The 12,822-nt window shown below is 72.3% G+C and carries 12 protein-coding genes; 10 read left to right on the plus strand and 2 right to left on the minus strand.

Features of this window, described 5'->3' with window-relative positions; genetic code table 11:
- The first annotated feature begins 35 nt into the window (after positions 1–35).
- Genes V3C34_RS08055 through V3C34_RS08075 form a run of 5 tightly spaced genes read left to right on the plus strand, consistent with a single transcriptional unit; the run spans position 36 to position 5,153 of the window.
- On the plus strand, positions 36–533 hold the full coding sequence (locus V3C34_RS08055) for an acyl-CoA thioesterase (protein WP_211596773.1): 498 nt from the start codon (positions 36–38) through the stop codon (positions 531–533).
- Positions 530–1,711, plus strand: a complete 1,182-nt coding sequence (dxr, locus tag V3C34_RS08060; RefSeq protein ID WP_346008485.1) for a 1-deoxy-D-xylulose-5-phosphate reductoisomerase — start codon at positions 530–532, stop codon at positions 1,709–1,711. Before V3C34_RS08055 ends, dxr begins: the two co-directional genes overlap by 4 nt.
- A 12-nt stretch (positions 1,712–1,723) precedes the next feature.
- Positions 1,724–3,058 carry a M50 family metallopeptidase gene (locus V3C34_RS08065; RefSeq protein ID WP_068325124.1) on the plus strand — a complete coding sequence of 445 codons (1,335 nt, stop codon included), beginning with the start codon at positions 1,724–1,726 and terminating at the stop codon, positions 3,056–3,058.
- Positions 3,059–3,104: 46 nt separating this feature from the next.
- Positions 3,105–4,262 carry a flavodoxin-dependent (E)-4-hydroxy-3-methylbut-2-enyl-diphosphate synthase gene (ispG, locus tag V3C34_RS08070; RefSeq protein ID WP_068325123.1) on the plus strand — a complete coding sequence of 386 codons (1,158 nt, stop codon included), beginning with the start codon at positions 3,105–3,107 and terminating at the stop codon, positions 4,260–4,262.
- Positions 4,263–4,307: 45 nt separating this feature from the next.
- The gene (locus tag V3C34_RS08075) at positions 4,308–5,153 is read left to right on the plus strand and encodes a GNAT family N-acetyltransferase (RefSeq protein WP_068325122.1); all 846 of its coding nucleotides are present in this window, start codon (positions 4,308–4,310) and stop codon (positions 5,151–5,153) included.
- A gap of 8 nt (positions 5,154–5,161) precedes the next feature.
- Here V3C34_RS08075 and V3C34_RS08080 read toward each other — a convergent pair whose 3' ends face one another.
- Positions 5,162–6,133 (minus strand): zinc-binding dehydrogenase, encoded by a 972-nt coding sequence (locus V3C34_RS08080; RefSeq protein ID WP_346008486.1) that lies wholly within the window; start codon positions 6,131–6,133, stop codon positions 5,162–5,164.
- A 151-nt stretch (positions 6,134–6,284) separates the two neighbouring features.
- Here V3C34_RS08080 and poxB point away from each other — a divergent pair, with 151 nt between their 5' ends.
- The 5 genes from poxB to V3C34_RS08105 all read left to right on the plus strand — a co-directional run bounded on the left by poxB (position 6,285) and on the right by V3C34_RS08105 (position 12,396).
- On the plus strand, positions 6,285–8,027 hold the full coding sequence (gene poxB, locus V3C34_RS08085; RefSeq protein WP_346008487.1) for a ubiquinone-dependent pyruvate dehydrogenase: 1,743 nt from the start codon (positions 6,285–6,287) through the stop codon (positions 8,025–8,027).
- A 14-nt stretch (positions 8,028–8,041) separates the two neighbouring features.
- Positions 8,042–8,917, plus strand: a complete 876-nt coding sequence (locus V3C34_RS08090; protein WP_346008488.1) for a GNAT family N-acetyltransferase — start codon at positions 8,042–8,044, stop codon at positions 8,915–8,917.
- A complete protein-coding gene (locus tag V3C34_RS08095; protein ID WP_346008489.1) occupies positions 8,914–9,687 on the plus strand; it encodes an NAD-dependent deacylase in 774 nt (257 codons plus the stop codon). Before V3C34_RS08090 ends, V3C34_RS08095 begins: the two co-directional genes overlap by 4 nt.
- 115 nt (positions 9,688–9,802) lie before the next feature.
- Positions 9,803–11,593: a proline--tRNA ligase gene (locus tag V3C34_RS08100; RefSeq protein ID WP_211596772.1), complete on the plus strand. Its 1,791-nt coding sequence runs from the start codon at positions 9,803–9,805 to the stop codon at positions 11,591–11,593.
- An 11-nt stretch (positions 11,594–11,604) separates the two neighbouring features.
- Positions 11,605–12,396 (plus strand): HAD family hydrolase, encoded by a 792-nt coding sequence (locus V3C34_RS08105; protein ID WP_346008490.1) that lies wholly within the window; start codon positions 11,605–11,607, stop codon positions 12,394–12,396.
- On the opposite strand, the gene V3C34_RS08110 is transcribed toward V3C34_RS08105, so the two are convergent.
- Positions 12,393–12,806, minus strand: a complete 414-nt coding sequence (locus V3C34_RS08110) for a hypothetical protein (RefSeq protein WP_346008491.1) — start codon at positions 12,804–12,806, stop codon at positions 12,393–12,395. The two genes, V3C34_RS08105 and V3C34_RS08110, sit on opposite strands and share 4 nt — an antisense overlap.
- Positions 12,807–12,822 lie beyond the last annotated feature (16 nt).

A 12,822-nucleotide genomic window follows, 5' to 3' on the forward strand; every position in this document is an offset into this window, starting at 1 on the left:
CATGAGTGCCGTGGTCACGCTGCCATGATGGCCCCGTGACGACTCCCACCGACACCCGCATCACCCTCTCGCGCGTCATGTCGCAGGCCGAGGCCAACCTCCTGGGCAATGTGCACGGCGGCAACATCATGAAGATGGTCGACGACACCGCCGGTGTCTCCGCCAACCGCTTCGCGCAGGGCCCGGCGGTGACGGCCGCGATGGACGAGATGGCCTTCCACAACCCGGTCCGCGTCGGCGACGTCCTGCACGTCAGCGCGCAGGTCAACTGGGCGGGCACCTCGTCGATGGAGGTCGGCGTGCGGGCGGAGGTCGACCGCTGGGACGCCGTCACCGACCGCGTCCACGTCGCGAGCGCCTACCTCGTCTTCGTCGCCGTCGATGCCGAAGGGGGGACCCGTCACGTCCCGACGCTGACGATCGAGACGCCCGAGGAGCGGCGCCGGTTCCGCGAGGCGGAGATCCGCCGGGCCAACCGGCTCGCCCGGCGCCAGGCCATCGACTCCAGCCGCCGGGCGGGGACCGGCGCATGACCCGCACGCGCGTCACCCTCATCGGCTCGACCGGGTCGATCGGCACGCAGGGGCTGCAGGTCATCGAGGCCCACCCGGGGCGCTTCGAGGTGACGGCCATCGCGGGCGGGGCCAACATCGGGCTGCTCGCCACGCAGGCCGCGCGTCATCTCCCTTCGCTCGTGGGGGCTGCGGCCGGGAGCCGCGAGGAGCTCACCGCCGCCATCGCGGTCGCCGCGCAGGAGGCCGGCGTCACCGGCTACGCGCCCGAGGTCGTCGTGGGGGAGGAGGCGGCCACCGAGGTCGCCGGTGCCCCCACCGACGTCGTGCTCAACGGCATCACCGGGGCGATCGGCCTGCGGCCGACCCTGGCGGCCCTGCGATCGGGTGCCCGCCTCGCCCTGGCCAACAAGGAGTCGCTGATCGTCGGCGGCCCGATCGTGCGGGACGTCGCGGCGCCCGACCAGATCGTGCCCGTCGACTCCGAGCACTCGGCGATCGCGCAGGCGCTGCGGGCCGGCCGGGCCGAGGAGGTCCGCAGGCTCGTCGTCACCGCGAGCGGCGGGCCCTTCCGCGGGATGGACCGGGCCGCGCTGCACGAGGTGACGCCGGCGCAGGCGCTCAAGCACCCCAACTTCGCGATGGGGCGGGTCATCACGACCAACAGCGCGACGCTCGTCAACAAGGGCCTCGAGCTCATCGAGGCCCACCTGCTCTTCGACGTGCCGATGGACCGGATCGAGGCGGTCGTCCACCCGCAGCAGATCATCCACTCGATGGTGGAGTTCCACGACGGCGCGGTCATCGCCCAGCTCGGGCTGCCGACGATGCTCGCCCCGATCGCCCTGGGGCTCTCGTGGCCCGAGCGGCTCACCGACGTCGAGACACCCGTCGACTGGACGCAGGCGCAGGACTGGCGCTTCGAGCCCCTCGACGACGAGGCCTTCCCCGCCGTGCGGCTGGCCCAGCAGGTCGGCGCGGCCGGCGGGACCCACCCGGCCGTGTACAACGCGGCCAACGAGGTGGGGGTCGACGTCTTCCACGAGGGGGGCTGCCGGTTCACCGACATCGTCGACACGATCGGCGAGGTCGTGGGGCGCCACGACGACAGCCGCTTCGACGCCCACACGGTCGAGGGCGTGCTCGCCGCGGACGCCTGGGCGCGTGCCGAAGCCAGGTCGGTCCTGCGGCTGGCGTGAGACGATCAGGGCATGCTCTACGTCCTGGGGATCGTCCTTGCCGTGCTCGGCATCGGCCTGTCGATCGCGCTGCACGAGATCGGCCACCTCGTCCCCGCCAAGAAGTTCGGTGTCCGCGTGCCGCAGTACATGGTCGGCTTCGGCCCGACCGTCTGGTCGCGACGTCGCGGCGAGACCGAGTACGGCGTCAAGGCGATCCCCCTCGGTGGCTACATCCGGATGATCGGCATGTTCCCGCCGGCCAAGGGGCAGGCGCCCGGGACGATGCGCACCGCGAGCACGGGGCGCGTGAGCCAGCTCGTCGACGAGGCGCGCCAGCAGAGCTTCGAGGAGGTCCAGCCCGGCGACGACGGCCGCATGTTCTACCAGCTGCCGATCTGGAAGCGGGTCGTCATCATGATGGGCGGCCCGGTGATGAACCTCGTCATCGCGCTCGTGCTCTTCACCGGCATCTTCACCCTCAACGGCGTGGCCGTCACGACGACGACGATCTCGTCGGTCAACGAGTGCGTCGACATCCAGCAGTCCGGACGGAGCGCCGCGAGCGAGTGCACCTCCGACATGCCGGTCGCGCCGGCCAACGCCGCCGGCGTCAAGCCCGGCGACACGATCACCGCGATCAACGGCACCCCGGTGAGCACGTGGGACGACGTGCGCGGCTCGATCCGCGCCAACCTCGACAAGCCCCTCGCGGTGACCGTCGACCGCGACGGCACGAGCCGGACCCTCACGGCCGACCCGATCGTCCTCGACCTGCCGGTATACACGCCGGACGGTCGCGTCGAGCGGGACGCGAAGGGGGAGATCGTCACCGAGCGCGCCGGGTTCCTCGGGGCCACCGGCAGCCAGGAGATGCAGAAGCAGCCGATCACCGCGGTGCCCGGTCTCTTCGGCGGCATGCTCGGCGACACCTACGGCCTGCTCGTGAAGATCCCGCAGAAGCTCGTCGGCGTGGCCGAGGCGGCCTTCGCCGGGGGCGAGCGCGACCCCGAGGGGCCGATGTCCGTCGTCGGCGTCGGCCGCGTAGCCGGCGAGGTCGCGAGCTCCGACATCTTCGGTGACGCCCGGGACAAGTCGATCCTGCTGCTCAGCCTGCTCGGCTCGCTCAACCTCGTCCTCTTCGCCTTCAACACCATCCCGCTGCTGCCGCTCGACGGCGGCCACGTCGCCGGCGCCCTGTGGGAGGCGGTCAAGAAGGGCTGGGCGAGGGTACGCGGTCTGCCCGACCCCGGTCCGGTCGACGTGGCCAAGGCGCTCCCGCTCGCGTACGGCGTCGCCATCGCCTTCATCGCGATGACCTTGCTGCTCGTCTACGCGGACCTCGTCAACCCGATCCGCCTGACCTAGCGGGTCCCACAGGGGACACCCAGAGACCAGGTCGCATAATGGGTGCATGAGCGTCTCCCTCGGCATGCCCAAGGCCCCGGCCCCCGTGCTCGCCCCCCGCCGCCCGACCCGCCAGATCAAGGTCGGCTCGGTCGGCGTCGGCAGCGAGTCGCCGATCTCGGTGCAGTCGATGACGACGACGCTGACCTCCGACGTCAACACGACCCTGCAGCAGATCGCCGAGCTGACGGCCGCGGGCTGCGACATCGTGCGCGTGGCCTGCCCCAGCCAGGACGACGCCGACGCGCTCGCCGAGATCGCCCGGCACAGCCAGATCCCGGTCATCGCCGACATCCACTTCCAGCCGAAGTACGTCTTCCAGGCCATCGAGGCCGGGTGCGCCGCCGTGCGGGTCAACCCGGGCAACATCCGCAAGTTCGACGACCAGGTCAAGGAGATCGCCAGGGCGGCCAAGGACCACGGCACCTCGATCCGCATCGGCGTCAACGCCGGCAGCCTCGACAAGCGGCTGCTCGAGAAGTACGGCCGGGCCACCCCCGAGGCGCTCGTCGAGTCGGCGGTCTGGGAGGCGGGCCTCTTCGAGGAGCACGACTTCCACGACTTCAAGATCTCGGTCAAGCACAACGACCCGGTGACGATGGTGCGCGCCTACGAGCTGCTCGCCGAGGCCGGTGACTGGCCGCTGCACCTCGGCGTCACCGAGGCCGGCCCCGCCTTCCAGGGCACGATCAAGTCCGCGACCGCCTTCGGTGCGTTGCTCTCCCGGGGCATCGGCGACACCATCCGCGTCTCCCTCTCGGCCCCCCCGGTCGAGGAGGTCAAGGTCGGCCAGCAGATCCTGCAGTCCCTGGGCCTGCGCCCGCGCAAGCTCGAGATCGTCTCCTGCCCGAGCTGCGGCCGCGCGCAGGTCGACGTCTACAAGCTCGCCGACGAGGTGACCGCCGGCCTCGAGGGCATGACGGTCCCCCTGCGGGTGGCCGTCATGGGCTGCGTCGTCAACGGCCCGGGGGAGGCCCGTGAGGCCGACCTGGGCGTCGCCTCCGGCAACGGCAAGGGCCAGATCTTCGTCAAGGGCGAGGTCATCAAGACCGTCCCCGAGAGCCAGATCGTCGAGACCCTCATCGAGGAGGCCATGCGCATCGCCGAGGAGATGGGCGAGCCCCTCGACGGCGAGGAGTCGGGCGCGACCGTGACGGTCAGCTGACCTCTCCGCCACGCACGGCGCCCGCGGGATCACTAGGCTGACGAGGTGCTGCGCACCCGCCAACCCACCCGGCTCCTCGGCCCCGACGACGTCGATGCGGCCCTGGACCTGTGCGCGCGGGACCCCGCGTCGCACGTCTTCGTGGCCAGCCGCATCCTCGACGGTGGCCTCGGCTCCGGCTCGACCTCCGCGTACGGCTGGTTCGACGAAGGGCGTCTGTCCGCCCTCGTGTGGAGCGTCGCCAATGTCGTGCCCGTCGGCACGAGCGCGCAGAGCTGGCCCGCGCTGGCCGCCCACGTGCGCAAGGTGCGGCGCCGCTGCGCCTCCTTCCTCGGACCGCGCGACGAGGTGGCCGGCCTGTGGCGCGAGGCCGGTGCGGCCTTCCCCCAGCCCCGCGCCATCCGGGGCGAGCAGCCGCTCATGGCGACGCGGACACCCCCTTCGTCCCTCGGCGTGGAGCTGGACCCTCGGGTGCGGCCGGCCCGCGTCGACGAGGTCGACCTCGTGCTGCCCGCAGCCGAGCACATGTTCACCCAGGAGATCGGCTACCGGCCCTACACGGGCAGCCCCGCGTTCTACCGCGACTCGATCTGGCGCCTGGTCCGCGCGGGCCGGACCTATGTGGTCGTCGAGGGCGGACGGGTGATCTTCAAGGCCGACGTCGGCTCGGTGGCGCTCGGGGCCAGCCAGATCCAGGGCGTGTGGCTCGCGCCCGAGCTGCGCGGGCAGGGGCTCGCCGCCCCCATGATGGCTGCCGCCCTCGAGCAGGCGATGAGCGACCACGCGCCCCTGGGCACGCTCTACGTCAACGACTACAACGCCCCGGCGATCGCCACCTACCGACGGATCGGCATGGAGCGGATCGGGACCTTCTCGACGATCCTCTTCTGAGGCGGCGGTCAGAGGGTGAAGACGATCTTGCCCATGATCTCGCCGGACTCCATCGCGGCGAACCCGTCGCGGGCCTGCTCGAGCGGCAGCTCGGAGTGGATGAGCGGACGCGAGCCGGTGGACTCCAGCAGCTGCACGAGCTGACCCAGCTCGTCACGGGTGCCCATGGTGGAGCCGATGACGCTCAGCTGCAGGAAGAAGATGCGGGTCAGCTCCGCGTCGTCGGGCCGCGGCCCGCTCGTCGTGCCCGAGATGACGATGCGGCCACCCGGACGCAGCGAGCGGATCGAGTGCGACCACGTCGCCCGCCCGACCGTCTCCATGACCGCATCGACCTTGACCGGTAGCCGCTCGCCTGACGCGAAGACCTCGTGGGCGCCGATCTGCAGGGCGTGCGCCCGCTTGGCCTCGTCGCGCGAGGTGGCGTACACGCGCAGCCCGGCCGCGCGGGCGAGGATGATCAGCGCCGTCGCGACGCCACCACCGCTGCCCTGGACCAGCACGCTCTCACCGGGGCGCAGGCCGCCACGGACGAAGAGCATGCGGTAGGCGGTCAGCCATGCCGTGGGCAGGCAGGCGGCCTCGGTCATCGACAGCCCGGCCGGCTTCGGCACGAGGTTGCGACGCGGGACGACGACGGTGTCGGCGAAGGTGCCCTGATGGCGCTCGGAGAGCAGCGAGCGGCGCGGGTCGGTCGTCTCGTCGGCGCCGGTGAAGTGCGGGTCGTTGATGATCGCGTGGACGACGACCTCGTTGCCCTCCTCGTCGGTGCCCGCGGCGTCGCAGCCGAGGATCATCGGCAGCGCGTCCTCCTTCAGCCCCACCCCGCGCAGCGACCACAGGTCGTGGTGGTTGAGCGCGGCCGCCTTGACGGCGACCCGCGTCCAGCCCTCGGGGACCTGCGGGTCGGGGCGCTCGCCGACCACCAGTCCGGACAGCGGGTCGGCGGTGCTGAAGCTCTCGGCGTACACGGCGCGCATCGGTGCGCTCCTCTCGGGTCGGGTCGCTCGTCCCCACTCTGTCACTGCGGGTGGTCGGGGTCCACGGGGGTGCAGGTCGCGCAGCGACCGTGAGCCCCCGTGCGTCGGGATAGCGTGGTGGCCACGATCCTCGTCGAGCACAGGAGGCGCCATGGGCACCATCGCCGACAACGTCATCGCGACCCTGCGGGCCAACGGCGTCACCCGCGCCTACGGGGTGCCGGGTGACTCCCTCAACGGGTTCACCGAGGCGATGCGACGGGACGGGGGGATGGACTGGCGGCTGGTGCGCCACGAGGAGGCCGGCGCCTTCGCCGCGGCCGCCGACGCCGAGCTGACCGGGGAGCTCGCGGTCGTCCTCGGCTCCTGCGGCCCGGGCAACCTCCACCTCGTCAACGGACTCTTCGACGCCCACCGCAGCCGGGTCCCGGTCCTGGCGATCGCCGCGCAGATCCCGAGCGCCGAGATCGGCAGCGGGTACTTCCAGGAGACCCACCCGCAGCACCTCTTCCAGGAGTGCAGCGTCTGGTGCGAGATGGTCTCCGAGCCCTCGCAGATGCCCCGGATGCTCGAGACCGCGATGCGCGCGGCGATCCAGGAGCGCGGGGTCGCCGTGCTCGTGGTCCCCGGCGACGTCGCCCAGGCCGAGGCCACCGACGAGCGCGTGACGGTCCTCGAGCGCGCCCGCGCGCAGGTCGTCCCCGACGCGGCCCAGCTGCAGCGCGCCGCCGACCTCCTCGGGGGCTCCCGGCGCACGACCCTGCTCGTCGGCGCCGGCGCGGCCGGCGCCAAGGACGACGTCCTCGCACTCGCGGACCTGCTCGCGGCCCCGGTGGTGCACACCCTTCGCTCCAAGCAGGACATCGAGGGGGACAACCCCTTCGACGTCGGGCTCACCGGGCTCCTCGGGTTCGCCTCGGGGTACCGGGCGATGGAGGAGGCCGAGACCGTGCTCATGCTCGGGACGGACTTCCCGTACCGGCAGTTCTACCCGCAGGGCGCGCGGTTCATCCAGGTCGACCTGCGCGGCGAGCGCCTCGGTCGCCGCGTCCCGCTCGAGCTGGGTCTCGTCGGGGACGTCGGCGACACGGTCCGCGCGCTGCTGCCGCTGCTCGACCGCGCCACCGACCGACGCCACCTCGAGGACTCGCTCGAGCACTACGGCAGGACCCGCGACAAGCTCGACGAGCTCGCCGAGCCGCCCAGGAAGGGGCTCTTCGGCAAGAGGTCCCAGCCGATCCACCCCCAGTACCTCGCCCGGCTCGTCGACGAGATCGCCGCGGACGACGCGGTCTTCATCCCCGACGTCGGCTCGCCCGTCGTCTACGCGGCCCGGTACCTCCAGTGCCGAGGCGACCGCCGGCTCATCGGTTCCTTCATCCACGGGTCGATGGCCAACGCGGTGCCGCACGCGATCGGCGCGCAGCTGGCCTGCCCCGGGCGCCAGGTCGTCACCCTGAGCGGCGACGGGGGCCTGGCGATGATGCTCGGCGAGCTGCTCACGGTGCGCCAGCACGACCTGCCGATCAAGATCGTCGTGCTCAACAACTCCTCGCTCAACTTCGTCGAGCTCGAGATGAAGGCCGCCGGGCTCCCCGGCTTCGGGACCGACCTGGACAACCCCGACTTCGCCCAGGTCGCGCAAGCCTGCGGGATCAGGGGCTGGCGGGTCACCGAGGCGAGCGACCTCGAGACCAGCCTGCGCGAGGCCTTCGCGCACGACGGTCCCGCGCTCGTCGACGTGGTCACCGAGCGGCAGGAGCTGACGATCCCGCCGGCGATCTCCGCCGAGCAGGTCAAGGGCTTCACCCTGTACGCGCTGCGGACCGTCATGTCCGGGCGTGGCGACGAGCTGCTCGACCTCTCCCGTGCCAACCTGCGTCAGATCTTCTGAGGGGGCCCGGGTCCATGGGCACGCTGCAGTGGTCGCCGACCACGGAGGCCGACCTCGACGCGCTCGTGCGGCTGGGCACGGCCTGCCTCGCGAGGGACGGCGGGTTGCCCGACCTCGCGGACCGCGACCACCTGCGCGACAGCCTCGTCACCGACGTCGCGATCTGCGGGCGGGACGAGCTCGGTGACGTCGTCGCCGCGGCGGCGATCGGCCTGAGCGCCGCCGACGGACGCACGGCCACGGGGTTGGTCGACCCGGCGGTGATGGGCCAGGGGATCGGAGCAGAGATCGCCGAGTGGGTCCTCGCCCACTCGGTCGGCCCGGTCCGGTTCGTCCTCGACTCGGTGAGCCCCGAGGCCGAGACGCTCTTCGCCGACCTCGGCCTGCACCGCGTCTTCGCGGAGACGATCATGCGGCACAGCCTCCGCAGCATCCCCGTCGTCCGCCGACCCGACGACGTCGTGACGCTGCCCTTCACCGACGACACCTCAGCGGCCTTCCGGCACGCGTACGCGGCGTCCTTCGCCGACCAGCCCGGGTACGACGAGGGCAGCTCGCGGGCCTGGGGCCGCTGGCTGCGCGAGCAGCGGGGGTTCCAGCCCGAGGACTCCCGGGTCGCCATGGACCGAGCGGGCCACGTCGCCGGCTTCGTCACCCTCTCCGACGGGTGGATCGAGGAGGTCGGCGTCGTGCCCGAGTGGCGCGGCAAGGGCCTGGGTGCCCACCTCGTCGCGCGCTCCCTGACCGCCGTGCAGCGCCGCGGGGCCGAGGTGGTCTGGTTGGCCGTCGGCTGCCAGAACCCGGCGCGCGCCCTGTACGAACGCCTCGGCTTCCGTCACCGCGGCACCCGCGCCCTCTACGAGCAACCCGCGATCCCGGAGGACTCATGACCGACACCGACCCGCACCAGGTCCCTGACGCCGTGGTCGAGGCCGTGCGCGGCGCCCGCCGCGTCCTCGTGCTCTCCGGGGCCGGGATGAGCGCCGAGTCCGGCGTGCCGACCTTCCGCGATGCGCAGACCGGGCTGTGGGAGGCCTTCGACCCGAGCCAGCTGGCGACGGCCGAGGCCTTCCGGCTGGATCCTCCCTTCGTCTGGGCCTGGTACGCGTGGCGGATGCGGCTCGTGCGCGACGTCGAGCCCAACGCCGGCCACCGCGCGCTCGCCGAGCTCGCCGGGCTGCGCGAGGTGACGATCTCGACGCAGAACGTCGACGACCTGCACGAGCGCGCCGGGTCGCCGGTGGCGGCGCACCTCCACGGCTCGCTGCTCGCGCTGCGGTGCGCGGACTGCGAGAGCCCGTACCCGGGGGAGCCGGCGCTGCCGTCGGAGCCGACCGAGCGGATCGACCCGCCGACCTGCCCCGAGTGCGCAGGGGACGTGCGTCCCGGCGTCGTGTGGTTCGGCGAGCTGCTGCCGCCCGAGGCGGTCGAGGCGACCGAGGCGGCGATCGAGGCCCTCGAGCCGGGCGACGTCGTCCTCGTCGTCGGCACCTCGGGCATCGTCTACCCGGCCGCGGGCTACCCCGCCATGGCGCGGGCCGAGGGGGCGACCGTCATCGAGATCAACCCGCTCGAGACCGAGATCAGCGACATGTGCCACCACCACGTGCGCGGCCCGGCCGCGCAGGTCCTGCCCGATATCGTCAGCGCGCTCCGCTGACCTGTCGTGCTCGGCGGCTCGTCACGGCACGGCTGGTCACTGCCGGGACGACGCTCACGGGCGAGCGGATACCCTGAGCGGGCACACCCCCTTCGTCCCACCAGGAGCATCTCTCGTGGTCACCCGCATGTCGTCCTTCTTCCTGCGCACCCTCCGGGAGGACCCGGCGGACGCGGAGCTGCCGGGCCACAAGCTGCTCGTCCGGGCCGGCTACATCCGTCGCGCAGCGCCGGGCGTCTACACGTGGCTGCCGCTCGGTCTGCGGGTCCTGCGCAAGGTCGAGGCGGTCGTCCGCGAGGAGATGGAGGCCATCGGCGGCCAGGAGCTCTCGTTCCCGGCGCTGCTGCCCAAGGAGCCCTACGAGGCGACCAACCGCTGGACCGAGTACGGCGACAACCTCTTCCGGCTCGTGGACCGCAAGGACGCGCAGATGCTCCTCGGCCCGACGCACGAGGAGATGTTCTGCCTCGCGGTCAAGGACATGTACACCTCGTACAAGGACCTGCCGCTCACCCTCTTCCAGATCCAGACGAAGTACCGCGACGAGGCCCGCCCGCGCGCCGGCGTGCTGCGCGGGCGCGAGTTCATCATGAAGGACAGCTACTCCTTCGACATCGACCAGGCCGGGCTGCAGAAGGCCTATGACGCGCACCGTGACGCGTACATCAAGATCTTCGACCGGCTCGGGTTCGAGTACGTCATCGTCCACGCCGACTCCGGCGCCATGGGCGGCAGCGCGAGCGAGGAGTTCCTCGCGGTGAGCCCGAACGGCGAGGACACCTTCGTGCGGGACGACTCCGGCTACGCGGCCAACGTCGAGGCCGTCGAGGTCCCGCAGGCGCCGCCCGTCGAGGTGACCGCCGGTCCCGCCCACGTCGAGGACACCCCCGACACCCCCACCATCGAGACGCTCGTCGCGGCGCTCAACGCGAACCACCCCCGCACCGACGGGCGCGCGTGGACGGCCGCGGACACGCTCAAGAACGTCATCGTCATGCTGGTCCACCCGGCCGACGCCGAGCACGACGAGCCGTGGCGCGAGCCGCTGGCGATCGGTGTCCCCGGCGACCGGGAGGTCGACGCCAAACGGCTCGAGGCGCAGGTCTCCCCGGCGGAGGTCGAGCCCTTCGAGGAGAAGGACTTCGCCGACCACCCGATGCTCGCCAAGGGCTACATCGGGCCCGGCGTGCTCGGCTCCGAGCGCCCGAGCGGCATCCGGTACCTCCTCGACCCGTCGATCGCCGAGGGCTCGGCCTGGGTCACCGGCGCGGACGAGCACGGCCGGCACGTCATCGACCTGGTCCACGGTCGCGACTTCACCGCCGACGGCACGATCCAGGCCGCCGAGATCCGGGAGGGCGACCCGAGCCCCACGGGGACGGGGACACTGACCCTCGCGCGGGGCGTCGAGATGGGTCACATCTTCCAGCTCGGCACCAAGTACGCCGAGGCGCTGGGTCTGAAGGTCCTCGACGAGAACGGCAAGCTCGTCACCGTCACGATGGGCTCGTACGGCGTCGGCGTCACGCGCGCCGTCGGTGTCATCGCCGAGGACAACCACGACGAGTCCGGTCTCGTGTGGCCGCGGGCGCTGGCCCCCTTCGACGTGCACGTGGTCGCCGCAGGCAAGACGGACGAGATCTTCACCACGGCCGCCGACCTGTCCGCCCGGCTCGAGGCGCAGGGGGTCAGCGTCCTGTACGACGACCGCGCCGGCAAGGTGAGCCCCGGCGTGAAGTTCAAGGACGCCGAGCTCGTCGGGGTCCCGACGATCCTCGTCGTCGGCAAGGGGCTGGCCGAGGGCGTCGTCGAGATCAAGGACCGTCGCAGCGGCGACCGACGTGAGGTGGCGGTGGCCGAGGCCGTCGAGGCCCTGGTCGCCGAGGTCCGGGGCGCCGGCGCGTGAACGTGGGGGACATGCGTCACCCCCTCACCGTCCACGAGCGCCCCGAGGCGGGGCCGGTCGAGGCGGTGATCTTCGACTGGGGCGGCACGCTCACGCCGTGGCACACCATCGACCTGGGCCAGCAGTGGCGGGTCTTCGCCCGGGAGGTGCACGGCATCCCGATCGACTCGGCGGACGTGCCCCAGGAGGACCTCGACCGGGCGCAGGAGCTCGCGGACCGGATCCACGCCGTGGAGGACCAGGCCTGGCGGCGCGGTCGGGCCGAGGACCGCTCGAGCGCGCACCTGGACGGGATCCTGCGCGAGGCCGGCATCGACCCGCGCGAGGACCGGCACCACGTCGCCCTGGCGGCCTACCGACGGTTCTGGGAGCCGCACACCCACACGGACCGGCAGGTGCGACCGCTGTGGCAGGGGCTGCGCGACCGCGGGCTGAAGGTCGGCGTGCTCTCCAACACCATCTGGAGCGGTGAGTACCACCGCGAGATCTTCGAGCGGGACGGCGTGCTCGAGCTCATCGACGGGGACGTCTACTCGTCCGAGATCAACGTGGTCAAGCCGCACCCCGAGGCGTTCGAGGCCGCGTGCACGGCCATCGGGGTAGCCGCTACCTCGTCCGTCTACGTCGGTGACCGGCTCTTCGAGGACGTGCTCGGCTCGCAGGAGGTCGGCATGCGGGCGATCTGGGTGCCGCACAGCGACATCCCCACCGACCAGCAGGTGACGGTCGACGCCGAGCCGGACGGCGTCGCGCACGAGCTGCTCGACGTGCTGACGATCGTCGACGGGTGGCTCGCGGGCTAGGCCCGACGACGCCTCCACCAGCCGACGGCGTCGGTGCACCACAGCGCCCACACGACGAGGACGGGCTGGAAGAGCAGGCGCACCGCCCGGCTCGTGTCGCTCGTGAGGCCGAAGGCATCACGGTGCTCGGTCCATTGGGCGATGTTGCCCGGGAAGACGGCGACGAAGAGGAGGGCCACGGCGGTCCCAGCGACGGCCCGGGGCGGCTGTCGCCACGCGAGCAGCAGCGCTGCGCCGCAGCAGATCTCGACGACACCCGACGCCAGGACGACGAGGTCGACGTCCAGCGGCACCCACGGCGGCACCTGGGCCCGGAACTCGGTGCGCGCGAAGGTCAGGTGGGCGGTGCCGGCGAGCACGAGGAAGGCGCCGAGCAGGACCTGGGCGAGGGCACGCAGGGGAGTCGTCATGCCCCACCGTCCCACG

The organism is Janibacter terrae, assembly GCF_039636765.1.
GTDB lineage: Bacteria > Actinomycetota > Actinomycetes > Actinomycetales > Dermatophilaceae > Janibacter > Janibacter terrae.

Bases quoted from the DNA above. Each gene is read 5' to 3' on its own strand.
- V3C34_RS08110 (WP_346008491.1), bottom strand. From the start codon at position 12,806: ATGACGACTCCCCTGCGTGCCCTCGCCCAGGTCCTGCTCGGCGCCTTC.
- ispG (WP_068325123.1), top strand. From the start codon at position 3,105: ATGAGCGTCTCCCTCGGCATGCCCAAGGCCCCGGCCCCCGTGCTCGCC.
- dxr (WP_346008485.1), top strand. From the start codon at position 530: ATGACCCGCACGCGCGTCACCCTCATCGGCTCGACCGGGTCGATCGGC.
- V3C34_RS08090 (WP_346008488.1), top strand. From the start codon at position 8,042: ATGGGCACGCTGCAGTGGTCGCCGACCACGGAGGCCGACCTCGACGCG.
- V3C34_RS08105 (WP_346008490.1), top strand. From the start codon at position 11,605: ATGCGTCACCCCCTCACCGTCCACGAGCGCCCCGAGGCGGGGCCGGTC.
- poxB (WP_346008487.1), top strand. From the start codon at position 6,285: ATGGGCACCATCGCCGACAACGTCATCGCGACCCTGCGGGCCAACGGC.
- V3C34_RS08095 (WP_346008489.1), top strand. From the start codon at position 8,914: ATGACCGACACCGACCCGCACCAGGTCCCTGACGCCGTGGTCGAGGCC.
- V3C34_RS08080 (WP_346008486.1), bottom strand. From the start codon at position 6,133: ATGCGCGCCGTGTACGCCGAGAGCTTCAGCACCGCCGACCCGCTGTCC.
- V3C34_RS08065 (WP_068325124.1), top strand. From the start codon at position 1,724: ATGCTCTACGTCCTGGGGATCGTCCTTGCCGTGCTCGGCATCGGCCTG.